Consider the following 23,355-nt stretch of genomic DNA (forward strand, 5'->3'; position numbering starts at 1 on the left):
CGCTTTGACATTTTTGCTATAAGTTCCTCATCTAAGACACTTAATGATTATCGTACAAGCAATTACTAATGAAAGAATAGTTTCCCTTATGAAATTAAGTAAGACGAAAAACAGCCATACAAAAAATTCTCATGGCTGTTTTGTCGCATTAATTTTCAATCATACTTGTTTCCTCAGTCCAGAAAAGATTATCTTTTACATTTGGAGTAGGGTAATCTGATGTTTCTGTTTCAGGTACAACACCTGGAGGTAGAGGGGTAGCAGGTCCTCCATAAGTGATACTAGTACCTCCGCTTGAGGATATATTATTTGCAACTACAATACCTGTAATATTTCCCCCTCCTCTTAAATTAATAGTAGCATTCGGTGCAATTATATATTGCCCATTAGTTTGCATGCCTCCACTAATTTCTATGCTTCTACCTCCTGAAATAATATTTCCGTAGATAGCTGCTCCTGATGTTAAAACCATGTTTGAGCTTTTATTTATAATAGATCCAGCTATTTTTGAGTTAGCATTAAGATTTATTGTAGATGATCCTTGATGATAAATATTTAATTGAGATGGATTCCCATTTTGGTTGAAGGGGCCAATGAAATTACTTATATTTTTTGCATATATATTTAGCTTCCCGTTCCCTTTAATAAAAATTTTCCCGTTTTTAATATTTAAATTATCTATATAAATATCAACCTCTTTATCTCCTACATCAATTGTGAAATCATTACCTGTATCCACAGTGAAATTTCTAAACTTAATACTTGAAGATCCTGTAGAAAGGTTTAACGTATATTTTGGATCTCTCCATGTATGGGGAGCGTTATAGTTTCCTTGATTGTCAATAACATCATACGGATTCCATTGATCTCCTATTGTTTGTTTAGATGCATAAGATATATTGTTTGCAGCTAAAAACTTATCATCTGGAAAAAATGTTGAGGGTAGATAACTTTTTGGATCGATATTCAACTTCGGAACGGTAGTATATGAAAGCCAGTGATCCGCAATTATATTATTTGGATTTTCTAAGCTTATATCTCCATTAACTTTTGCTCCACCTTTAAGTGTAAAAGTACCATTTTGCAAACTTACATTTCCTGTAACAGAACCACCCTCTGTAATGGAGATATTTCCTGAAACAATTGAAGCATAGCCATCAGGGAAGCTACCAGGTGGTTGTTCATTATTATTTTCACCAGTGCCATCACCACTATCACCGTCCTCCGAAAACGGAAGACGAGGTTCAATTTCGATTTCTTGTGTTACTTCTCGTTCTTTGGAGCCTTCAATGCTGCCCTTTGATACAATATTAATTCGATAAAGCAATGGTGTCCCATCTGCTGGTAATTCAGTATCTAATGTAATAGATGCCACTTTTCCTGTCGAAATGGCATGTGATTCTAGTATAGAAGGGGCATTTTTAAACGCTTTAAATTCACTATTTAAAATTCTTCTGTATTCCGCCTCCGCCTCCGCCTTTTTTAAACGAGGAAGCTGAGGTCGAGTGCTTTTTCTTCTTGTATTTTCACTATCAATCCATTTCGTAATTTGCTGATAGGACCTACTTTGAATTTCTGATAATTCTTTTTTTACTTCTAATTTCGCTAAACTCATCCCCGCCTCAGCAATATAAAAGACAGCCTGATCTTTTCTCTCGTAGTCTACTTGTTTTAGACTGTTAGAAGAGACACTGAGTAAAGAAATACCAAGGATTGAAATAATCACAACTAAAAATAATGCAAGGGCAAGTGCTGAACCTCGTTGATTTTTAATTTGTTTACTCATTATTTTCCTCTCCTTTGAGTAATATCTGTTGCTGCTGTTTGGCCATCTTCACTTATAATTTCAATAGCGCCTCCACTGATCGTAAATGATGATATTTTATATGCAATGACTTCATCCTTGCCATTTGAATTTCGAATAATTTGATTATTTTCTAATCTATAAGTTGATACAACTTCCTCACCTAACAATAATGTGTGTAATTCTTTCGGAGGGTCTGTTGTATCATCAGATTCTGTTATAAGGTTATCACTTTTTCGAAAATCCTTCGTAATTACTTTTAAGGCAAAAGATAAATCCTTAATATCACGATTATGTGTACTTTGCTCGAGTTGTTGCTTTGTAGCAGATGTTACAATACTAATACTCAGCATGGATACGACGGCAAGAATAACAACGACTGTGAGCACTTCAAATAATGTAAGACCTTTGCTATTTAAGAGCCATTTCATCTTATTTTGCCCCCCCAAGTATATACACATTTTCCATTGTAGCTTTACTATTTGTACTATTTTCAATAACTTCTAGATGTACATAAACCGCATTTTTATAAGCGGTATCTGCAGGAAATGTTTCTAATATTAAATAGTAGGTAAAACGATCTTCTTTGTGTGGTAGATATTTATACACTTGGTTAGTGGGTAAAGAAGATGAGGACGTTTTAGCATTCTCTTCATCTAATTCATAGCCACCTGCTAAATCTTCATAAGTAACAGCTCCACCAGATGCATTATAAATCTCCTCCATCTTTACTTGAGCGGCATAAGTAGCATCCATAATATCATTTGACTTATGCGTTGTCTTATTTGATTGAACGAGCAAGCCAAAAAATGAAATTAACACAATGCCTATTATTAAAAGGGCGGCAACAACTTCAATCAAAGTCATGCCTTGATTATTTTTAAGATATTTTATCAAAATCAATTCCCTCCCCTCCCTATATTACTATTGATCTATCAATAGTTTGGTCTATGTTGAGTAACCGAAAATATATTGTATGTCGATATTTAGCTCTATTTTGTTTTATTGATTTATTTTACAGTGTCTTTGTCCACTCCTATGATCATGTGGACCTCACGGAGCAACGCTTTATCAATAGATTGACCACTAACAAAGCTTTCATCATTTGGTGTTCATAATCATAAATTTCATATAGAGTGTGTAAAACCTCCTAAATACCATAATTATTTTTAATGCTAAAGATATAGTTAGCTTCAATTTATTATAAAATAAAAATTTCTTAATATGTATGTAAGTTTAAAAAGATAAGGAATTAAAATAGTTAATTAAGGCTATTATAACAAATTCTAAATATGTATCGAAAGAAATTTAAGGTTATGTATAGTTCTTTATGGCTAATTGTTGAATTATTTTTGAATTTTCATGTGAAATATCTAGTCAAAATCGGAACAAAGTTGCATTTTAGTAGTGCCAGAATACCATAGTTGTAGTATCATTTGTATATAAATAGAAAAACCACTAAGTTAAATAAAGGATGATGTGGATGAAAACATACATAAAAATAATTAGCTTGTTTTTGGTAATTGTTCTAGTTGTGGGATTTTTTGTTCCATCATTTGTGCTAAATGACACAGTTTTTGCTAAAGAAGGTCCTAAATCTTCAACTATTGGGGGTATTGAGATCCATGATGTGAAAACAGTAGATTTAGCAACTATGCTACAAAATGCAATTTCAGAATGGCAAGGTGCCGAAATGGAAATTGTTAGTGATGGTATAGCCAAAACCATTGACTCGAAACAATTTGTTTTTGATCCATCAGCAGCTATTGCTCAGTACGAAATGCTGACTAAAAAGCCTTGGTATGCTTTTTGGCAAAAAGAAAAAGTCGTTCATATTCCCATTCCTGTTACCGTCAATGAAGCAATTACGCAGCAAATAGATGAAGCAGGTGTTTGGGATACAGATAAAACACTCCAGAAACTAATCTTACAAGCCAGCTATTTGAAGGAGCATAAGGTCGAAGCCGTTATCAATGAAGGTTCCATGCAAACCGGGGAAAGGATTGCCTTTCAGATTGCCGAGCTACCAGCAAATAGTCAAGGAGTAGCAAAAATCATTCCGTTATTAAATGATGTAAATCTAGTTCCAAATCAATCCATCTCGTTGCTTACACTTTTAGGTGAACAGGCTGGGGTTGTCAATGATGCAGGTTTAGATTTTGTGGCATCAATGCTATATAGTGTAATTCTTCAAACGGATTACGAAATTTTAGAAAGACACTCTCAGGAAATAAATCCAAGCTATTTGCAACAGGGAATTGAGGCAGATATCAATGCAGCATTAGCAAAAGACTTACAATTTATTAATCGGTCTGAGCAGCTCGGTAAACTGAAAGCATCTATAGAGGGTAATCAATTAAAGATAGAAGTTTTTGCAGCCGCGAAAGACAAGGACATCACAGTACGTGTTAGTAAGGATAAAATTGTAAAGCCACGCATTATTTATCGCTATTCGAAGGAGTTAAAGGCTGGACAAGAAAGAGTGGAGCAAGAGGGGAAAGAGGGTTCAAGAGTGGAAGTATATCGTTCCATTTTAGAGAACGGAGCAACAGAAGAACAATTCATTAGTAGAGATTATTATGCACCTCAAAATCGAATTGTTATGCGTTCTTCGCAGGAGCCTGTTATTATCACAACGCCTACTCAGAACGTAGGGGCGGGTGCATCAGATCCTGATTTAGAAGTGGATTTAGATGGTAATGGTTTGCCTGATGTGAAACCTTCAAAATCAGAGGAAACAAAGCAAGAAGATGGACCAGAAATTGTCTATGGCTACTATGATAAGGGTGGTAATTTTGTACAAACAAGTCCATAACGATTGGAGGTATGTTTATGGCAATGAAGCCAGGGCGTAAACGTTTAGGGGATTTACTGGTGGAATCAGGTGTTATCACAGCTGACCAGCTTGAGTACGCATTAACTACTAAGATGAAAAATGAGAAGCTTGGTGATTTCCTTATCAAAGAAAATTTCTTAACAGAGCAGCAGCTTATTGAAGTCTTAGAATTCCAGCTTGGTATCCCTCATATCAGCCTGAATCAGTTTTCAATTAGTCCCGAATTATTACAGCTTATTCCCGCGGAGCTGGCGAAGCGGACAAATATTATGCCGATTCGCAAAGAAAAAAATAAATTGTTTATTGCAATGGAAGACCCAATGGATTATTTCGCCATTGAAGAAGTTCGTATGACGACAGGCTGTCAAATCGAGACAAGTATTGCGGCAAAAGATGATTTATATCGGACGATAACAAAATACTATGATTTACAGGAATCAATGGATGCGGCAATGTTGGATTTGGCTGCCACAAGTACGGAAACACAAGAGGAAATAGAGAATGAGGATTCACCTATTGTTCGTTTAGTGAATCAAATTATTGCGAATGGTGTCGCACAGCGCGCTAGTGATATCCATTTTGATCCGCAAGAAACAGAGCTTCGTGTCCGCTATCGGGTAGATGGTGTGCTACGTACTGAGCGATCCTTGCCAAAGCACATGCAAAACGTCGTATTGGCGCGTATTAAAATTATGGGGAATTTAAATATTACAGAAAATCGTATTCCGCAGGATGGACGTATTAAAACCAATGTTAATTTTAGACCTGTCGATATCCGTTTAGCTACACTACCAACAGTTTATGGTGAAAAGGTAGTTATGCGTATTTTAGATTTAACTAATTCAGCCAATGATATTGATAAATTAGGCTTTAGTGCAAGTAATGAAGCACTTTTCAGGAAAATGATAGCCCATCCAAACGGTATGATGCTGATTACTGGACCAACAGGCTCAGGTAAGTCCTCTACGTTATATGCGGCCCTTTCTCATTTAAATGAAGAAGGCGTCAACATAATTACGGTTGAGGACCCAGTGGAATATCAGTTAGATGGTATCAATCAGATTCAAGTAAAAGAGGAAGTCGGCTTAACATTTGCGGTAGGGTTACGCTCAATTTTACGACAGGACCCCGACATTGTAATGGTAGGGGAAATTCGTGATCTTGAAACAGCTCAAATTGCTATCCGTGCTTCACTAACAGGCCATTTAGTATTAAGTACACTGCATACTAACAGTGCCATCGAATCTATCTCACGGCTCCATGACATGGGGATCGAGCCATTTTTATTATCCTCTTCTCTTGTAGGAATCATGGCGCAACGTCTTGTACGAAAAGTTTGTCGTGATTGTGCTGAACCATATATATTCACTTCTCGTGAACTAGAAATACTTGAGGAGAATGGGGTGGAAGGTGTAACACATGGTAAAAAAGGGCGTGGATGTCCTGCCTGCAATCAAACAGGCTACAGAGGACGTATGGCGATTCATGAAATCCTCCCTGTTGATCGCCAAATAAAGGATATGATTTTAAATCGTGTTGGTGATCGCGTCCTCCGCGATTATATGAAAGAAAAAGGCTACCATACCCTATTAGTGGATGGATTACAAAAGGTTGTAGCAGGCCAAACAACCACTTCAGAAATATTACGTGTTGCAAGTGCAGACTAGGGGTGAAAAAAATGACAGCATATTCAATCGTTGAATTATTAACACATGCATTTGAAGAAAAAGCATCTGATCTTCATTTAACAAAAGGTATTCCACCAGTATATCGTATCCATGGGCAACTAGAGCATTATGGCACAATCCCACTTGAAACAGAGGATTTGAAGGCAATGGTAAAGGTCATTCTTCCTGTCCATAAACAACAGGAATTTGAGGATAAGGGAGAAACGGACTTTAACTTTTCATTGCCTGGGAAATGTCGATTCCGTGTCAATGCATACCATCAGCGAAATGAAGTGACGATTGCAGCTCGTTTAATTGAGGCTAAAATTCCTTCTATTGAAGCACTCAATATGCCACAGGTGTTATATAAGCTTGCGGAAAAACCACAAGGCTTAATTTTAGTAACTGGCCCAACAGGCTCAGGGAAATCAACTACCTTGGCAGCAATGATAGATCACATCAATGAAACAAGATCTAAACATATTATTACGTTAGAGGATCCAATTGAATATTTGCATACACATAAGAAGTCTGTCATCAATCAACGTGAGATTGGTGTCGATACAATGAGCTTTGCCAATGGTTTACGTGCATCATTACGTCAAGACCCAGATATTATTTTAGTTGGGGAGATGCGAGATTATGAAACCATTTCAACGGCTATTACGGCTGCTGAAACAGGGCATTTAGTTATGGCTACACTGCATACAAGTAGTGCACCAACGACGATCGACCGTATTATCGATGTATTTCCACCGCATCAGCAGAGTCAAATTCGTGTGCAGCTTGCGAATGTACTACAAGGTATTGTTTCTCAGCGTTTATTTGTACGTAAGGATGTAAAAGGGCGTATTGCTGCGACAGAAATTTTAGTACAGGCACCTGCTATTTCAAATTTAATTCGTAACGAAAAAATTCACCAAATTCCAAGTGTGATGCAGACAAGTAAAGCATTGGGTATGCACACATTGGAATATTCCATGCAACACCTAATTACCACAGGTAAGATTTCACTAGAGGATGCAAGACCATATATGAACGCTGGTGATTATAGTTGACGATATTTCGTTATAGTGGTCGGACCAAAACAGGAGCACCTAAAAAGGGCATTATCGAGGCACCGAATAAAAAGGTAGCCATGGAAAAGCTTCGAGCACAAGGAATTAATGCACGAGAACTTCAGGAGTCAAATAGCATTTTACATAAAGATATTGCTTTTGGGACAAAAGTAAAGCACCAGGAATTTGTTATTTATTGTCGACAATATGCGACATTAATTCGTGCTGGCGTTCCTGTCGTTGAAGCGACCCATATTTTGGGTGAGCAAACACGGAGTAAACCACTAAAGCGAGCATTGATGCAGGTTGAAGAGGATATTCGAAATGGTATGGCATTTTCAGATGCAGCAGGCAAACACCCAAAAGTGTTCCCATTGCTATTTGTCAATATGATGCGTGCTGGTGAGGCTACAGGGAACGTCGACGATACATTAGATCGTCTTGCAAGCACACTAGAGAAGCAATACAACATTAAGAAAAAAATTCAATCTGCTATGACCTATCCAGCGATTTTATCGCTTCTAACACTAGTGGTTGGTATGTTTTTAATGGTGTTCATTGTGCCAACCTTTATGGATGCATTTAAAGAAATGAATTTGGAAATGCCGTTAATAACGGTCATTGTAGTGGGTATTAGTGATTGGCTCATTCAGTTTTGGTACCTTGTGATTTTAGGGCTATTGGTATTAGTAGTGGGCCTTCACTATTTCTATAAAAATAATAAAGAGTTTCATTATGCCGTCAATGTATTTTTACTGCGTATGCCAATCTTTGGACAGCTTTTGCAAAAGGATATTATCGCGAGAATGACAAGAACCTTGTCAACACTCTTTAGCAGCTCCGTACCAATCTTACAAGCCTTAACAATTGTCGAAAAGGTTGGTGGTAATCCGGTAATGGGGAAAGTAGTACTGGAAGCGCGCGATAATTTAGAAAAGGGTGGCACATTATCAGAGCCACTTGAAAAAAGCTGGCTATTTCCACCGCTTGTAACACAAATGACATCAATTGGCGAGAAAACAGGGTCCTTGGATTACATGCTCGAAAAGATCGCTGATTTTTATGAAGAGGAAGTAAACCGTGCTGTCGATACCATGAAGTCACTCATTGAGCCTTTAATGATTGTGGTACTGGCTCTAGTTGTTGGAGTCATCGTTGCGGCTATATTCTTACCAATGTTCCAACTATATGAAAATATGTAATGTTTACAATATTTATATGGATGCCCTTTTGTTCCGCTTAATAGAAAATATCTACTTAGATTTGCTAACAAAAGGAAGCGGCAAGTAGGTATCTTCATGGTTAAGTATTAAAGGAGAGACTGGACATGGAAATTAGGGTAAAGAACGAAAAGGGCTTAACATTAGTCGAGTTATTGGCAGTCATTGTTATTCTAGCTATCGTTGCTGCCATTGCAATCCCAGCTATAAGTAATGTCATTGATAATTCACGTTATAAGGCATTAAAAGCAGATGCCATTAATGTTATTCATGCCGCGCAGTTTTATTTTATGGAGCATCCAACCGCTGATCAATGGCAAATCGTCGAAGTGGAAAAATTAGTATCGGGCGGTTATTTAGACAGTGCTGGCAAAATATTAGAGGCAGATAAAGAGGGTCAGAGTGCCAATGTTCAATTTATCGAGGGCACCTACTACTTCAATGCGCATGCGATTTATTACAGCAATGGAAAATATATAAATTTCGATAATGCCACCTTACAGCATATTGCAGACGATATTCGTAAGGGCAGCAAGGGAACTGGTGGCAAATGTATTGGGCGAGATTGTGCAGCTTCGCCATAATGTTCAGAAGCGCGTGTACACACACTTCATATAAAACTATTAAGGAGGATTTCATTATGTTAAAAAAATGGAAAAATAAAAAACTATTGAAAAATGAGAAAGGTTTAACATTAGTTGAACTATTAGCTGTAATTGTTATCCTAGCAATTATTGCAGCAATCGCTGTACCTGCAATTGGTAATATTATTAATAAGTCGAAGGACCGTGCAATTTTAGCGGAGGCATCAAATATTCTTTCTGGAGCAAAGATTGCTTATATTGATGGAGCATGTACTGATGGTAAATGTGATAAAGATGCATTAAAACCCTATGTGGATGGAATAGATTTAGAAAATACATCTGCTGAATTAACAGCAGATGGGTGGGAAATTACTTACAAAAGATTAGATGATATAAAATTAAAAGAATTTAAGGAAAATATTAGTTCGAGCACTATAACGGAAGCTAATTTAAATAAAAACTTGACAAAGGCTGGCGGTGAACCAGAGACAGAGCCTACAAACCCAACGCCATAATCAGTCTTCCCAACCCACTCAGAAGCGCAAGAAAATTTGTGTTTCTGGCTGGGAAATGGATGACTAATTGAAAAAATCATTTATACTGAGTAGGATAAGGAGGTCTTTTCACATGTTTAAGAGAAAAAGAAAGTCGCATGTTTCGATTGAACTGAAGGATTATGTGCTACGTGCGATTGTGGCGAAAGGACCAGAGCCTAATCAGTGGCAGGGCTATGAATACCCTTTAGCAGCTGGAATCGTTGAAAATGGGACTATTATCGACGAGGTAGCTCTTTTTGAGGTGATTAAAGAGCAAGTGATGAAATGGACAGGGAAAAAACAGGCAGTTCGCATGTTTGTACCTGATACGACAGTTCTATTAAAAAACTTTGAGCACCCTAAAGATGTAAAGCCTCAGGAATTAAGAGGATATGCTGAAATGGAATTGGGACATTCTATTCATTTACCATTTCAAGACCCTTTAATTGATGTGTATGATGCAGATGCCGAGGATGGCAAGGCTATCTTATTTGCTGCACCTTCTGAAGAGATTACGAAACTGGTAGGGATGCTGTTAGATGTTTCATTAGAACCCGAAGCTGCCGATATTCGTGCACTTTGTAATATACGCTTATTAGAGCACATGTCCTTATTAATGCCTAATAAAACCTATTTAATTGCAGAATGGTCGATTAATGAACTCTCTATCAGTATTTTTTCCAATGGCCAAGTGGAGTTTTTGCGCTATCAAACCATTGAAGTAGATATGACACAATGGCTGGGGAAGAAAGAGAATGAGTTTAGCTATCAATTTATTTATAATGGCGAATCAGAGAATTATCAAATGGTCGTAATGGATCAGGTTTTAGAGATTGATCGGATGATGAATTTCTTTAAGTTTTCTTTACATAAAGGTGAAAAAACAGTGGATGAAATTATCATGCTTGGCGATAACCCACTATTGAAATCAATTGGGAACTTACTCGCTTCTAATTTAGAACCACCACTAAGGGTTGTCGATGGGAAAAAAATTGAGAAATCGTTTCCTCGCTTTAAGCGAGAATTTTCAACGTTGCTTGGCTTAGCTTTGAAGGAGGTTCGTTAATGGTTCCAGATATAAACCTCTTACCACAACTTGAAAAAGAACAACCTCTCCCAAGCTTTTTTATAGCTTGGTGATTGTCATTGTGGGACTTATTGTAGCTTATTTACTTTTTTTATTTTTTACATCCAAAAGTGAATTGTCACGATTGACTGCAGAGGAACAGGCATTAACAACACAGCTTGATCAATTGCAGCAAGAGCTAGACGCACGACAAAATGTAGATCAGGGTTCGTTGGAAGAGTCAGTAACTTTTATTCAAAGCGTTTCTTATCCTGTAACACCGTTAATTGATGAAACAAAAACTTTATTACCAACTCATTCCTATTTACGTAGCTATGTTTTCGGAGAGAACTCGGTGAATATTGAAGTGGATTTTGAAACGATGACAGATATATCGAAATATGTGGAGCGACTTTTAATGAGTAGCTATTTTACAGATGCTCAAATTAACACTGTCTCAAACTTTGAAATAGAGCTAGGTGAACAAAGGGTGTTAACACCCCAACAAAAATTTAAAGAAGTACCGCGATATTCAGTGTCCATTACAGCGACAATCGATTTTATGTATTTAGCTGGAGGACGACGCTCATGAATAAATTAACGAGTAGTAAAAATTCATCTATGATCTTGTTACTGGCGCTGATAGCTGCTATTTTATTTGCGCTGTATTATTATTTGCTTTCACCAAAATTGGATGAAGTGAATGAGAAAGAGAGTAATGTATTGCAGGTGCAGCAAGAATTAGCTAGTGTCAAAGAACAACTAGCACAATTAGACAAAGAGCAGGGACAGCCTACTATCAATATATTAGCCTTAAGACAAAAGCTACCTGCAACAAGAGCCGTTGAAAAGATTATTCTTGATTTAGCTGAGATTGAAGAGGTGACAGGAACTCGTATACTGTCTTTAACTGTTCAAGGTGAGGACGGCACTGTGACACCTTCAGATGTATCGAATGATCTTAATATGTTGGAGCAGGCTGAAGCAGAGGTCAATGGTGATCAGGAGAACAAGGAGACTACTACACCAATTGCATCTCTTTCGAAGGACTCTTTACCAACTAATTTAAAGCTTGTTACTTTTATATTAGAGGTGGGTGCGCTTGATTTTAATTCTCTTGAAAGCTTTTTACAGGAGGTTGAACAATTAGAGCGTGTCATGAAAACCGATAAGATTGAATTTAAATTGCCTGGAGAGCAGGCACAGCTTGAGAAAGATGCAGATCTTACGTTAAAGGCAACAGTGCAAGTGACAACGTTCTATTACGAAGAACAACAATAACTTTATTGATAGGCGCACCATACTGCATTTGTATGGGCGCCTATTGGTTTAGGAGGACATAAAATTGGAAATGGCTTATACGATCTTTATTTTTTTATTTGGACTTGTCTTTGGCTCTTTTTATAATGTAGTTGGCTTACGTGTACCACAGAAGGAGTCGATTGTACATCCTCCTTCACATTGTCCAAAATGTCAGAGACGACTGACGGCGCTTGATTTAGTACCAGTTTTGTCTTATGTATTTTTAGGAGGAAAATGTCGTGGTTGTGGCAATAAAATTTCTTGGGTTTACCCAGTCATAGAATTAATGACAGGTGTATTATTTGCCTTTGCTTATGGGCAGTTAGGCTGGGGCATAGAATTGATAGTAGCACTCTTTTTTATCTCCTTATTAGTTATTATCGTTGTATCAGATTTAGCCTATATGCTAATTCCAGATAAGGTGTTAGTATTCTTTTTACCTTTGCTAGCTATTGGACGAGTGCTGTCACCATTAACACCGTGGTGGGACTCTCTTGTGGGTGCTGTGGTTGGTTTTGGCATATTATATATCATTGCTGTGCTATCAAACGGTGGCATGGGTGGAGGCGATATTAAATTATTCTTTTTAATTGGTCTCGTTCTGGGTACGATTGATACACTGTTAACGCTATTTTTAGCTGCACTTATTGGTATGATTGTCGGGATTACCATGTTATCGAAAAACAAACAGGGGAGAAAAACACCCATTCCGTTTGGGCCATCTATTGCATTGGCCGCAGTTATTGTTTATTTCTATGGCGATGTATTAATTAATTGGTATCTAGGCTTTTGGTAATTGTGCAATTTTCAAGAATTTGGAGGGAAGCAAGTGAAACCGATTATTGGTATTACAGCCTTTGTTGAGGATGATTTATCCTCTCGATTAAATGCTGCTTACAGTAAAAGCATCATTGAAGCAGGTGGAATTCCACTGATTATTCCAATTGGAGTAGAAGAAGAGGCAGCCCAGATTTTAGCCCTTACAGACGGTTTATTATTATCTGGTGGTCATGATGTGCACCCATTTCTATTCGGGGCTGAGCCTTCATTAAAGCTTGGAAAAATTCATCCAGCGCGAGATACGATTGAGTTAGCATTGATTGAAGCCGCATTCCAACGTAAGATGCCTATTTTCGGGATCTGTCGAGGAATTCAAATACTAAATGTTGCATTAGGTGGTACCTTATATCAGGATATTGATAGTGATCACTTTAGTACCAAGTTACTCCAACATATGCAGCAATCAGGTCGAGCTGTAGCTACCCATTCTGTACAGGTTATTGCTGACAATCTATTAGCGACTATCGTTGAACAAGAGAAAATAGCAGTGAATTCATTTCATCATCAAGCGGTGAATGTTTTAGCAGAAAAATTAAAAGTAGCGGCAAAATCTAACGACGGTATTATCGAAGCGGTAGTTCATGAGGAGATGCCATTTTGCTTAGCTGTTCAGTGGCATCCTGAGGAACTAGCCATAGTAGGAGATGAGAGTGCTCAAAAGCTATTTTCAGCCTTTATTGAAGCGAGCTTAAAATTTAAGAAGGAAGCTTAGAAGAGGCATTGTACAAAGAATCCAATCGTATGTGGATTCTTTTTTTGCGTAAAAAAGAGGATACATGCTCTTAGAAGGAACATAATCCTCAAAATCTGCTTTAATCGTTAATGTACACGTCTGTAAAGACCTACAACCTGTCCTAAAATAGAAACTTGATCGACTATAATTGGTTCCATAGAAGAATTTTCAGGCTGTAAACGGAAATGGTTTTTCTCTTTAAAGAAACGTTTTACAGTTGCTTCATCCTCAGCTGTCATAGCTACAACAATATCCCCATTATTAGCTGTTGCCTTTTGTTTTACAATGACTAAATCTCCATCTAAAATCCCAGCTTCAATCATTGATTCCCCCATGATTTCTAGCATGAACAATTGATCTTCACTTGTGCCATACGTATCGGGTAATGGGAAGTATTCTTCAATATTTTCAATTGCTGTAATTGGAGAACCAGCTGTAACCTTCCCGACAAGTGGGACATGGATCACCTGTTGTTTTTGAATGGATTCTTCAGGCTCTAAAATTTCAATTGCGCGTGGCTTTGTTGGATCTCGACGAATAAAGCCTTTTTGTTCTAATCGAGCTAAATGTCCATGAACAGTTGAACTGGAAGCAAGTCCAACTGCTTCACCAATTTCACGTACTGATGGTGGATATCCTTTAGCTCGTACCTCTTCCTTAATGAAAGCTAAAATGTCCTCTTGTCTTTTCGAAACTTTTTTCATGAGTGCTCACCTCTTTTTTCTAAAATCATTCTTCTTATTTGATAGTATAACAGAATGCGAACATGTATGCAAACATAGGTTCGAAAAGTGTTTGACAAAAACGTTTGTTCGCTTTATTATGGGAACATACATTCCGAACAAACATTCTTAAAAAGGGGTAATGATTATGACATGGTTTAAGAAAAACACACATATCTCAATCTTAATAGGAGCTTGTTTATTATTTGCAGCATACCTTTACATTACTGATCCAGGAAAAGTTAGTTACGCAGAAATTCAAATCGAACATGGGGATAGCTTGTGGTCGTTAGCCGAGCAATATCGTGGTAAAATGAGTACTGATGATTGGATAAAGCTTGTAAAAACTGAAAATGAACTAGCAGATATTAAAATTGTAGCGGGAAAATCTCTAGTTATACCTGTAGTGAGTGATCAAGCCAGTCCCATCAATACTATCGAAATTGCGAGAAATGAACAATGATAAATAATCAACTATCGGCTGTTGTCTATTGTCGCGTAAGTACTGAAAAAGAAACACAAAGCTCCTCATTAGAGCGCCAGCAGGAAGAGTTGCTGCGCTATGCTAAAGAGCAAGGCTATGCAGTGAAGGGCGTGTTTAAAGATCAACATAGTGGCTATGATGTAGAACGTGAAGGCTTACTAGAAATGCTTGATTTTATAAAAGATAAGAACATTAATGCTCTTTTTGTCCAAGATGAAACTCGTTTAGGACGAGGCAATGCAAGGATGGCTGTATTACATTTATTACAAAAGTCAGCAACTGATGTTTTTTCTATGCGTGATGCAGGCCCAGTCCAATTAAATGAAATGGATACGATGCTGCTTGAAATTTTAGCGATTGTAGAGGAATATCAGCGTAGAATCCATAATGCTAAAATTCGACGAGGTATGCGACGTGCTGTAGAAAACGGTTATCGTCCAGAAAATAATTTATCGAATCGAGGTAATCCGCAGGGGCAGGAGCGAAAAGATCTACCTGTAGAGGAAATTGTGAAGCTACGCAAACGTGGATTTACCTTTGAAGAAATTTCTATAACGCTTAGAGGGTTAGGCTTTGAGGTAAGTAAGGCGACAGTACATCGTCGTTTCCAAGAGCACCAAGAAAGATTAGCAGGAAAATAATATTCCTGCTAATTTTTTTTTGTAAAAAACTACTGAAGGGAAGAAAAGCTTTCGATGATAACATGATTTGGCAGTTGGAAAGGGTGCTCTTTATTTATTCGGTCATAAAACATGATGCCATTTAAATGATCGATTTCATGCTGTACAACGATGGCCCCGTAGCCCTGTAACTGTACAATGATTTCATGTCCATCGATGTCGTAAGCTTTGACTTTAATTCTCTCATATCTCGGTACAAAACCAGGGACAGGTCGATTTACAGATAGACAGCCTTCTCCTTCCGGTAGATAAATCATATTAAGGGAATGACTCATTATTTTAGGGTTAATCAGCATCATTTCTTGGTCATCAAAGAGTACAGCAAACATTCGTTTATCTACGCCAATTTGATTAGCAGAGAGTCACTTCCAGGGCGAAGCTTATATTTTTTTGCTAGCGTTTGATTTTGGCTATTTTTCAGATATTGCAGCATGGCTAGGAGGGTATTTCGGTCTTCATTGGTCACTGGTCTCGACACTTCTTGAGTTTGTTTTCTTAAAATTGCCGAGTGTTCTTTCACAAAATCCTTCATTGTAATCATATAATCTGGGTGAAATTTAGTCATAGATAAACACCTCATCAATACGGCTATTAAGAACCTTAGCAATCTTAAAAGCTAATTCTAGGGTCGGATCATATTTATCATTTTCAATATTATTAATCGTCTGTCTCACAACTCCACATTCTTTTGCAAGTGACGCTTGTGTTATGCCTAATTTTCTTCCTAAAATTTTGATGATGTTCTTCAGAATTATCCCTCCATTTTGTCCAAAGTATTAGACATTTATATCCATCCCCCTAAGAATACAGATATTAGACTATTTGATTCCTATGCTAGTATGAAAAAAGTAAAGACACTTTTGCAGAAGGATTGATTGGAGTGGAGCCAGCGTCACTCCTAGGGGATTTAGCGTCACAGATGAGACCCTAGAAAGGACGCTGGCGGAACGGAAATCACCCCACAGCCTTGTTAAAAGTTCTCATTCTACTAATGACATCATCTTTTTTCAACAACATGAAATGCCCGATTAATTGGACATTTAGGTTTTAAATCATCACTTAATACCAATTTTCATCAAAATTTAGCTTTAACGCATACCCGAAACAAATACCGAAAGGAATAAAACCTCTTCCTCTTGCTGTAATGATATTTCCATCTTGTACCACTAGTTCATCTGAATAGTTATGAAGTTCAAAGCACCCTAACTGCTCCATGCCATCTAAAGGTAGTCCTACTGTATATTTTTTGTTCTTTAAGACCCCTGCTTTTGCTAATAGGTAAGGGGAGCTAGAAATACTTGCAATTATTCCTCCTTTTGCAGATAGAAGACGAATGAAGTCTAGTAAGCTCTCTTCAAGTTGTAATGTAGAAATATCCATATAGCCTGGTAATAGTAGACTATCAATATCGTCAAGCTCTACCTCATTCACGGATAAATCAGCTATACAATTTAAACCAGATTCTCCTCTGATAGGTTTGGTATTCGATCCAAGTGTGATGATGGGTTTACCGCCTTGCATTAATATGGACAAAGCAACACTCAATTCATATTCACTAAATTGTGGGTATAATAACACCGCAGTTTTCTTCATTTCATACACCTCTTACCTTTAGATTGTTCCATTCTTCCTCTAAAATAGCGTAATAGTATTCATCCCACCAAGTCTCTCCATGAGGAATGCATTTTTTGAAAAATCCTTCTTGGCGCATTCCTATTTTTTCCATTACTCGGTAAGAAGCGATATTTTCTGGCTGGCATGTGGCAATAATTCGATGAAGTTTCATTTTATTAAAGCCGTGATCTAATAGGGCCTGAGCAGCTTCAGAAGCATAGCCATGATTATGATAGGCAGGATTCATAACCCATCCAATTTCATACGTATGGTCGCCAAAGTATTTGTGGAAAACAAGATGACCAATGACTCGCTGTTGTTCACGTAAAACAATGGCGAAATGTTTTGCTTGCTCGTTGCTATTCTCTGTTACGAAATTTTGAACCTGATCTTCATTCAACACACCCTCTGGCATATAGTGCATGACCGTTTTGTCGGACATATAGCTATAAACAGCCTGCCAATCTTGGGCTTCAAATGTTCGAATAAGTAGTCTAGGTGTTGTGATGTTCATGATAGCTCCTCCTATTATCTATCAAATTTTTCCTTTTATTATTAGTTATACACCTCTAACTTCTGGAAGTCATGTAAATAATGGCTAAGAAGTGTTTTTAAGGGTTGGTATAACTGCATTTTAAGGGAAACCATGCTATACTTTGCATACTGAGGTCATTAAGCTAGGTACTGAAAGGTGTGTAACCATGTTATCAAAGGAAAAAATTAACCGAATTAATGAATTATCTGCTAAAGCAAAAAGCGGACAATTAACAGAGGAAGAAGCAAAGGAGCGAACAGCGCTTCGCAAGGAGTATTTAGATACGTTTAGAGCAACTATGCGAGATACGATTGAAAACGTTAAAGTGGTAGATGCAGAAGGAAATGATGTAACTCCTGAGAAGGTAAAACAAGCACAAAAAAATAAATTTCTAAATTAATGTGACACAATTCAATAAAGTATGTATGAAAACGCAAATAGTATAACAAAAGCATTGTTTTCTAAAGCAATGTTGACTAAACTGTAAAAGAACAATATATAGGACGAGAAAGGATGTCACAATATAATGACTCAACACGCGGATCTTTTAGCTATTAATGCTATCCGAACTTTGTCAATCGATGCTATTGAAAAAGCAAATTCTGGTCACCCAGGTTTACCAATGGGAGCAGCACCAATGGCTTATACGCTTTGGACAAAACAATTACGCCATAATCCAGCAAATCCAAAATGGTTTAACCGTGATCGTTTTGTACTATCAGCAGGTCATGGCTCAATGCTTTTATACAGCTTACTCCACCTTGGAGGCTATGGTTTACCAATGGAAGAAATTCAAAACTTCCGCCAATGGGATTCATTAACACCAGGACATCCTGAATATGGTCATACAGTAGGGGTAGAGGCAACAACTGGTCCTCTTGGACAAGGAATCGCTATGACTGTTGGTATGGCAATGGCTGAGCGCCATTTAGCCGCTACTTACAATAAACCAGGTCATGACATTGTTGACCACTACACATTTGCGTTATGTGGCGATGGTGATTTAATGGAAGGTGTTGCAGCAGAGGCGATTTCATTAGCTGGTCACTTAAAACTTGAAAAATTAATCGTACTTTACGATTCTAATGATATTTCTTTAGATGGTGACTTAGAAAAGTCATTTTCAGAAAACGTTCAAAAACGCTTTGAATCTTATGGTTGGAATTATTTAAAAGTGGCAGATGGTACAGATGTAGATGCTATTAATGCAGCCATTGAAGAAGCCAAAAAATCTACTGGCAAGCCAACATTAATTGAAGTGAAAACAGTGATTGGTTTTGGTTCTCCAAATAAATCTGGTAAAGCAGATTCTCACGGTGCACCACTTGGTACAGATGAAGTTGTCTTAACGAAGGCAGCCTATGAGTGGGCACATGAACCATTCCAAATTCCTGCAGAAGTTTACGATACATTTAATGCGGCTGCTGAAGTGCAAGGCGCACAACCAGAGGAAGCTTGGAATGCAAAATTTGCTGCATACAAAGAAGAATTCCCAGCGTTAGCAGCTCAATTCGAGAAAGCGATGAATGGTGAATTACCAGAAGACTTTGCTTCTGAGTTACCTGTATATGAAGCTGGTAAATCTGTAGCAACTCGTTCTTCTTCAGGCGATGCAATTAATGCTATTGCGAAGAAAACACCTTCATTCTTTGGTGGTTCAGCTGACCTTGCTGGCTCCAATAAAACAACGATGAAGGGTGCAGGAGATTTCTCAGCAGACGACTATGCTGGACGTAACATCTGGTTTGGTGTTCGTGAATTTGCAATGGGTGCTGCTATGAACGGAATGGCTCTTCACGGTGGTTTAAATGTATTCGGTGGTACATTCTTCGTATTCTCTGATTACGTTCGTCCAGCAATTCGTCTATCTGCATTAATGGGTCTTCCTGTAACATATGTATTCACACATGATTCGATTGCAGTAGGGGAAGATGGTCCAACACATGAACCAATCGAACACCTTGCATCATTACGTGCAATGCCAAACCTATCTGTTATTCGCCCTGCGGATGCAAATGAATCAGCAGTTGCGTGGGAGCTTGCAGTAGCAGCAGAAAAAACACCAACTGTTCTTGTATTATCTCGTCAAAACTTACCTGTTCTTGACGCTTCTATTGAAACAGTACGTGAGGGCGTAGCAAAGGGTGCTTACACAGTGTCTCCAGCTACAAAAGAAGTAGCAGATGCTATTTTAATTGCAACAGGCTCTGAGGTTTCGCTTGCTGTCGAAGCACAAAAAGCATTAAAAGCAGACGGAATAGATGTAGCAGTTGTTTCTATGCCATCTATGGATCGCTTCGAAAAACAAGACGCAGCTTACAAAGAATCTGTTCTACCAAAAGCTGTTACAAAACGTCTTGCAATTGAAATGGGGGCATCATTCGGCTGGCATAAATATACTGGCTTTGAAGGCGATGTTCTAGCAATTGATAAGTTCGGTGCATCTGCTCCAGGCGAATTAGTAATGGAAAAATACGGCTTCACTGTTGAAAACGTAGTAGCAAAAGTGAAAGCACTATAATTTACAACAAATACCACAATACTCAGCGATTTAAACATCAACTGAGTGTTGTGGTACTTTTTTTAGCGGCAAACATAGTCATGTAAAAACTCCATAAAAAGGGTGAGCGAATGAAGAACTATAGCGTTGTGTTATTTGACCTAGATGGAACGTTATCTGATCCCAAAATAGGAATCACTAAATCAGTCCAACATGCTTTACAGAAGGCGGGCGTCATGGTGAATGATTTGGATGAACTCGAACCATTCATTGGACCACCATTACAAGTATCTTTTCAAGAAATCTATGGATTCAATGATACACAAATAACGCGAGCAATTAGAGATTACCGAGAACGATTTACGGAAAGGGGAATGTTTGAAAATAAATTATATGAAGATATTCCAGCATTGTTAGCTCATTTAAAGCAACAAGGATATATACTAACTATTGCCACCTCAAAACCAACTGTCTTTGCGGAACAAATCATAAAGTATTTTCAGCTAGAGTCCTATTTCGATCTTGTCGTAGGAAGTCACTTAGATGGTTCACGTTCTGCCAAAGGTGAGATTATTGCAGAGGTACTTCAACAACTTGATTCCTATCCAAAAGAGCAATTTATTATGATTGGGGATCGAAAATATGATTTAATCGGCGCTCGTGAAAATCAAATCGATGCCATCGGTGTGACATATGGTTTTGGGTCGCTAGAAGAATTAAAAAATGAAGAGCCTACATATATTGTGGACCATGTAAATGATCTCCTAAAATACCTCTAAAAACACGAAAAACTGCATGTCAGCATGCAGTTTTTTTATGTAGGATTATTTAGCAAGTCCGTTTTGGAAGGCGTAGACGACGGCTTGAGTACGATCTTGAACTTCTAGCTTTGCTAAAATATTACTAACATGTGTTTTTACCGTTTTCAAGGCAATATATAGCTCATCAGCGATTTCCTGATTGGCTTTACCCTGGGCCATTAGCAATAATACTTCCATTTCACGTTCAGTCAATTGTTCGTATAGTGGCGTACTATTGCCGTGGCGCATGCGGTGCATCATTTTGGAAGTGACCTCTGGCTCTAATACCGTTTCGCCACCCATCGTTTTTCGAATAGCATCTGCAATTTGTTTGGCATTAGATGTTTTTAAAATATAGCTTACCGCGCCAGCCTCTAAGGCAGGATATACTTTATCATCATCTAAAAAACTAGTCACCATCATGATTTTTGCCTCAGGCCATGCTGCTAATATTTCCACTGTTGCCTCTGCTCCTGTCATAACAGGCATCACATTATCCATTAAAATAATATCAGGCCTTAGCGCTAGGGCACGTTCCACAGCTTCTTTACCGTTCTCAGCCTCACCTACAACCGTAATATCTGGCTGTGCTGAAAGATAGGCTGACACACCAATCCGTACCATTTCATGATCATCCACTATGAGCACTTGTATCATCGACATTGACCTCCTCTTTTTGTAAAGGAATTTTAACCTCTACAATTGTTCCTTCACCAGGCACTGATACAATTTTATAGGTGCAGCCAATTTCAACTGCTCGTTCAGCTATATTTTGTAAACCGTATGATGTGGATTTATCTTCCTCCACATCAAAGCCTAAACCATTATCTTGAATTCGTAAAATAGCTAAGTCGTCTCGTGCCACAAGAAGTAATTCCACCTCACTTGCTTTGGCATGACGCAGCGTATTGGAGAGTGCCTCCTGTGCAATACGAAATAAATGATCTTCCTCTGCTTTAGTTAAGGCCATTTCTTCTAATTCATATTCTATATGGAAATAAACTTTTTGCTGAAGTTCAATAATCAATTCCTCTAAGCCTTGTGCCAATGTTTTATTGTGTAAAGCTACAGGCCGTAAGTGTAGCAGTAATGCACGCATTTCTAGCTGAGCCTGCTGAACGATTTTCTCCACCTGTTTTAAGCTAGTAGCATGTTCGTCATTTTCAGTTAATGCAGATAGTAACATAGAGGCAGCAAATAGTTGCTGTGACACAGAATCATGGAGTTCTCTAGCTAGTCGTTGGCGTTCAGCAATAATACGCTCCTGAATAATTTTATCATTGGCCTCAGCCCGTTCATTGGACAAACGCTGTAAACTTTTACGTTGCGTATCAATTAATTCACTCGTTTGGACAAGTGCCTTTTTTAACGATTTCGGAAGAGCTTGTTTTTTAGGAAAAACAAAATCAGGCTCGATCAGTTGTTTCACTATTCGTGTTGCCTGCGCTTCTCGTGCCCTTGCAGTCATACTGATCCAGCTGGCAAACAGGAAGCTAAGTATAAACAGGCTAACTATGATGATGCCACCTAGAGGGATATTATCGTAATTCTGCTGCCATAAGGGCTCCCATGTTTTTTCATCAGGATTTCCCCATAGTGCAACAAGAAGACCGAAAACAGCACTCATTAAAATAAAAAGTAATGTAAATAATCTTGAGATAAAGGCTATCATTTTCGTAGCACCTCCAAATCTCCAAGCCAGGTTGCGACATGAATAATTAGTACACGTTTAGCATCCTCAGGGTTGCCGTCTGAGAAAGTAATACTTTCATTTACTATACGTTGCGGCCCTACATGTAAGCAGGAGAGCTCACCAAATAACGTCGTATACTGTAAACGGAATGGAATTTCATAAGGAATATAAATTTGAACTTTACCAATACCTTGTCGAATTGTAATAAGACTAGTGCCAGCTGGTAAAATCGTTTGCGTTGTATCGATGGTAATATCTCCAGCGAGGCGCTGAATTTGTACATCTTGCCATTTATAAGCTTCTATAGGCGCTGGCATTGTACCAATTAAGTCATTTTTAATCGCAGGGAGTTTTTCAAAAAGCTCTGCACCAACTACTTTTGGCTCGTTTTCTCTTTGCAAGTATTGATAGAGCATATATAAGAGCATGATGACGATAAATAAACGTAAGCTCCACATCGTGAACAAAGCAATGGCAATAAAGAAAATTCCTGTCCATTTAAAAAATCGAACTTTTTTGGAAAAACTTAAATAAAGAAGTACAGCCCCAATCAATAAACAGAAGGCACCACCATTATTAAATATAGTTAGCTCCACAAAGACGAGTAAAAAGAAGCAAAGAACCCAAAATGTGAGCTTATTTGTTGTGAAATTTTGCATGAGGGTCACCCTTCCTTCTACT

Annotated in this window: 26 protein-coding genes and 1 pseudogene; 16 read left to right on the plus strand and 11 right to left on the minus strand. The window is 37.9% G+C overall.

Going from position 1 to position 23,355, the window contains the following annotated elements:
• Positions 1-148: 148 nt before the first annotated feature.
• Genes LBYS11_RS05715 through LBYS11_RS05725 form a run of 3 tightly spaced genes read right to left on the minus strand, consistent with a single transcriptional unit; the run spans position 149 to position 2,707 of the window.
• Entirely contained in the window at positions 149-1,786 is a 1,638-nt protein-coding gene (locus LBYS11_RS05715) for a DUF7305 domain-containing protein (RefSeq protein ID WP_103117624.1), read from the minus strand.
• Positions 1,786-2,235: a PulJ/GspJ family protein gene (locus LBYS11_RS05720; protein WP_103117625.1), complete on the minus strand. Its 450-nt coding sequence runs from the start codon at positions 2,233-2,235 to the stop codon at positions 1,786-1,788. Before LBYS11_RS05720 ends, LBYS11_RS05715 begins: the two co-directional genes overlap by 1 nt.
• A gap of 1 nt (position 2,236) precedes the next feature.
• Positions 2,237-2,707 (minus strand): type IV pilus modification PilV family protein, encoded by a 471-nt coding sequence (locus tag LBYS11_RS05725; protein ID WP_233732489.1) that lies wholly within the window; start codon positions 2,705-2,707, stop codon positions 2,237-2,239.
• Positions 2,708-3,287: 580 nt separating this feature from the next.
• Between LBYS11_RS05725 and LBYS11_RS05730 the strand changes: the two genes are divergently transcribed.
• The 11 genes from LBYS11_RS05730 to LBYS11_RS05780 all read left to right on the plus strand — a co-directional run bounded on the left by LBYS11_RS05730 (position 3,288) and on the right by LBYS11_RS05780 (position 13,625).
• Positions 3,288-4,619, plus strand: coding sequence for a G5 domain-containing protein (locus LBYS11_RS05730; protein WP_103117626.1), 1,332 nt, complete (start codon positions 3,288-3,290; stop codon positions 4,617-4,619).
• Between the two features lie 17 nt (positions 4,620-4,636).
• On the plus strand, positions 4,637-6,307 hold the full coding sequence (locus LBYS11_RS05735) for a GspE/PulE family protein (RefSeq protein ID WP_369823970.1): 1,671 nt from the start codon (positions 4,637-4,639) through the stop codon (positions 6,305-6,307).
• 11 nt (positions 6,308-6,318) lie between these two features.
• On the plus strand, positions 6,319-7,365 hold the full coding sequence (locus LBYS11_RS05740) for a type IV pilus twitching motility protein PilT (RefSeq protein ID WP_103117627.1): 1,047 nt from the start codon (positions 6,319-6,321) through the stop codon (positions 7,363-7,365).
• On the plus strand, positions 7,362-8,567 hold the full coding sequence (locus LBYS11_RS05745) for a type II secretion system F family protein (protein ID WP_036080216.1): 1,206 nt from the start codon (positions 7,362-7,364) through the stop codon (positions 8,565-8,567). The genes LBYS11_RS05740 and LBYS11_RS05745 overlap by 4 nt, the downstream gene beginning before the upstream one ends.
• 125 nt (positions 8,568-8,692) lie before the next feature.
• On the plus strand, positions 8,693-9,169 hold the full coding sequence (locus tag LBYS11_RS05750; protein WP_048391344.1) for a prepilin-type N-terminal cleavage/methylation domain-containing protein: 477 nt from the start codon (positions 8,693-8,695) through the stop codon (positions 9,167-9,169).
• A gap of 56 nt (positions 9,170-9,225) precedes the next feature.
• Entirely contained in the window at positions 9,226-9,684 is a 459-nt protein-coding gene (locus tag LBYS11_RS05755) for a prepilin-type N-terminal cleavage/methylation domain-containing protein (RefSeq protein ID WP_103117628.1), read from the plus strand.
• A 112-nt stretch (positions 9,685-9,796) separates the two neighbouring features.
• Positions 9,797-10,771 (plus strand): type IV pilus biogenesis protein PilM, encoded by a 975-nt coding sequence (gene pilM, locus LBYS11_RS05760; RefSeq protein ID WP_066036585.1) that lies wholly within the window; start codon positions 9,797-9,799, stop codon positions 10,769-10,771.
• A 70-nt stretch (positions 10,772-10,841) separates the two neighbouring features.
• Positions 10,842-11,363 (plus strand): hypothetical protein, encoded by a 522-nt coding sequence (locus LBYS11_RS05765; RefSeq protein WP_233732492.1) that lies wholly within the window; start codon positions 10,842-10,844, stop codon positions 11,361-11,363.
• Complete coding sequence (locus LBYS11_RS05770) at positions 11,360-12,052, plus strand: hypothetical protein (RefSeq protein ID WP_048391335.1); 693 nt, start codon at positions 11,360-11,362, stop codon at positions 12,050-12,052. Before LBYS11_RS05765 ends, LBYS11_RS05770 begins: the two co-directional genes overlap by 4 nt.
• Before the next feature lie 64 nt (positions 12,053-12,116).
• Complete coding sequence (locus tag LBYS11_RS05775; RefSeq protein WP_103117629.1) at positions 12,117-12,869, plus strand: prepilin peptidase; 753 nt, start codon at positions 12,117-12,119, stop codon at positions 12,867-12,869.
• 33 nt (positions 12,870-12,902) lie between these two features.
• Positions 12,903-13,625, plus strand: coding sequence for a gamma-glutamyl-gamma-aminobutyrate hydrolase family protein (locus LBYS11_RS05780; protein ID WP_103117630.1), 723 nt, complete (start codon positions 12,903-12,905; stop codon positions 13,623-13,625).
• Between the two features lie 107 nt (positions 13,626-13,732).
• Here the strand turns inward: LBYS11_RS05780 and lexA are convergent, their stop codons facing one another.
• Positions 13,733-14,350, minus strand: coding sequence for a transcriptional repressor LexA (lexA, locus tag LBYS11_RS05785; protein WP_004232118.1), 618 nt, complete (start codon positions 14,348-14,350; stop codon positions 13,733-13,735).
• 166 nt (positions 14,351-14,516) lie between these two features.
• Between lexA and LBYS11_RS05790 the strand changes: the two genes are divergently transcribed.
• Together LBYS11_RS05790 and LBYS11_RS05795 are read left to right on the plus strand one after the other, a co-directional pair.
• A complete protein-coding gene (locus LBYS11_RS05790; RefSeq protein WP_048391327.1) occupies positions 14,517-14,831 on the plus strand; it encodes a cell division suppressor protein YneA in 315 nt (104 codons plus the stop codon).
• Positions 14,828-15,493, plus strand: coding sequence for a YneB family resolvase-like protein (locus LBYS11_RS05795; RefSeq protein ID WP_004232122.1), 666 nt, complete (start codon positions 14,828-14,830; stop codon positions 15,491-15,493). Before LBYS11_RS05790 ends, LBYS11_RS05795 begins: the two co-directional genes overlap by 4 nt.
• A gap of 29 nt (positions 15,494-15,522) precedes the next feature.
• On the opposite strand, the pseudogene def reads toward LBYS11_RS05795, so the two are convergent.
• The 4 genes and pseudogenes from def to LBYS11_RS05815 all read right to left on the minus strand — a co-directional run bounded on the left by def (position 15,523) and on the right by LBYS11_RS05815 (position 17,660).
• Positions 15,523-16,097 (minus strand): annotated as a pseudogene (gene def, locus LBYS11_RS05800) (peptide deformylase).
• Complete coding sequence (locus LBYS11_RS05805) at positions 16,090-16,281, minus strand: helix-turn-helix transcriptional regulator (RefSeq protein ID WP_103117631.1); 192 nt, start codon at positions 16,279-16,281, stop codon at positions 16,090-16,092. Before LBYS11_RS05805 ends, def begins: the two are co-directional and overlap by 8 nt.
• A 310-nt stretch (positions 16,282-16,591) precedes the next feature.
• On the minus strand, positions 16,592-17,125 hold the full coding sequence (locus LBYS11_RS05810; RefSeq protein ID WP_103117632.1) for a DJ-1/PfpI family protein: 534 nt from the start codon (positions 17,123-17,125) through the stop codon (positions 16,592-16,594).
• Position 17,126: 1 nt separating this feature from the next.
• Entirely contained in the window at positions 17,127-17,660 is a 534-nt protein-coding gene (locus tag LBYS11_RS05815) for a GNAT family N-acetyltransferase (protein WP_103117633.1), read from the minus strand.
• A 187-nt stretch (positions 17,661-17,847) separates the two neighbouring features.
• On the opposite strand from LBYS11_RS05815, the gene LBYS11_RS05820 reads away from it, so the two are divergent.
• The 3 genes from LBYS11_RS05820 (at position 17,848) to LBYS11_RS05830 (ending at position 20,960) form a co-directional block, all read left to right on the plus strand.
• Positions 17,848-18,081 carry a DUF896 domain-containing protein gene (locus tag LBYS11_RS05820; protein ID WP_004232132.1) on the plus strand — a complete coding sequence of 78 codons (234 nt, stop codon included), beginning with the start codon at positions 17,848-17,850 and terminating at the stop codon, positions 18,079-18,081.
• Between the two features lie 126 nt (positions 18,082-18,207).
• Positions 18,208-20,202: a transketolase gene (gene tkt / locus LBYS11_RS05825; RefSeq protein WP_103117634.1), complete on the plus strand. Its 1,995-nt coding sequence runs from the start codon at positions 18,208-18,210 to the stop codon at positions 20,200-20,202.
• 110 nt (positions 20,203-20,312) lie between these two features.
• A complete protein-coding gene (locus LBYS11_RS05830; protein WP_048391316.1) occupies positions 20,313-20,960 on the plus strand; it encodes an HAD family hydrolase in 648 nt (215 codons plus the stop codon).
• Between the two features lie 45 nt (positions 20,961-21,005).
• Here LBYS11_RS05830 and LBYS11_RS05835 read toward each other — a convergent pair whose 3' ends face one another.
• The 3 genes from LBYS11_RS05835 to liaF are packed head-to-tail and all read right to left on the minus strand — an operon-like array spanning position 21,006 to position 23,333.
• Positions 21,006-21,638: a response regulator transcription factor gene (locus LBYS11_RS05835; protein ID WP_009370700.1), complete on the minus strand. Its 633-nt coding sequence runs from the start codon at positions 21,636-21,638 to the stop codon at positions 21,006-21,008.
• Positions 21,613-22,653 carry a sensor histidine kinase gene (locus LBYS11_RS05840; RefSeq protein WP_103117635.1) on the minus strand — a complete coding sequence of 347 codons (1,041 nt, stop codon included), beginning with the start codon at positions 22,651-22,653 and terminating at the stop codon, positions 21,613-21,615. The genes LBYS11_RS05835 and LBYS11_RS05840 overlap by 26 nt, the downstream gene beginning before the upstream one ends.
• Positions 22,650-23,333 carry a cell wall-active antibiotics response protein LiaF gene (gene liaF, locus LBYS11_RS05845; protein ID WP_066036595.1) on the minus strand — a complete coding sequence of 228 codons (684 nt, stop codon included), beginning with the start codon at positions 23,331-23,333 and terminating at the stop codon, positions 22,650-22,652. Before liaF ends, LBYS11_RS05840 begins: the two co-directional genes overlap by 4 nt.
• Positions 23,334-23,355 lie beyond the last annotated feature (22 nt).

This window comes from Lysinibacillus sp. YS11 (assembly GCF_002896375.1).
GTDB lineage: Bacteria > Bacillota > Bacilli > Bacillales_A > Planococcaceae > Lysinibacillus > Lysinibacillus capsici.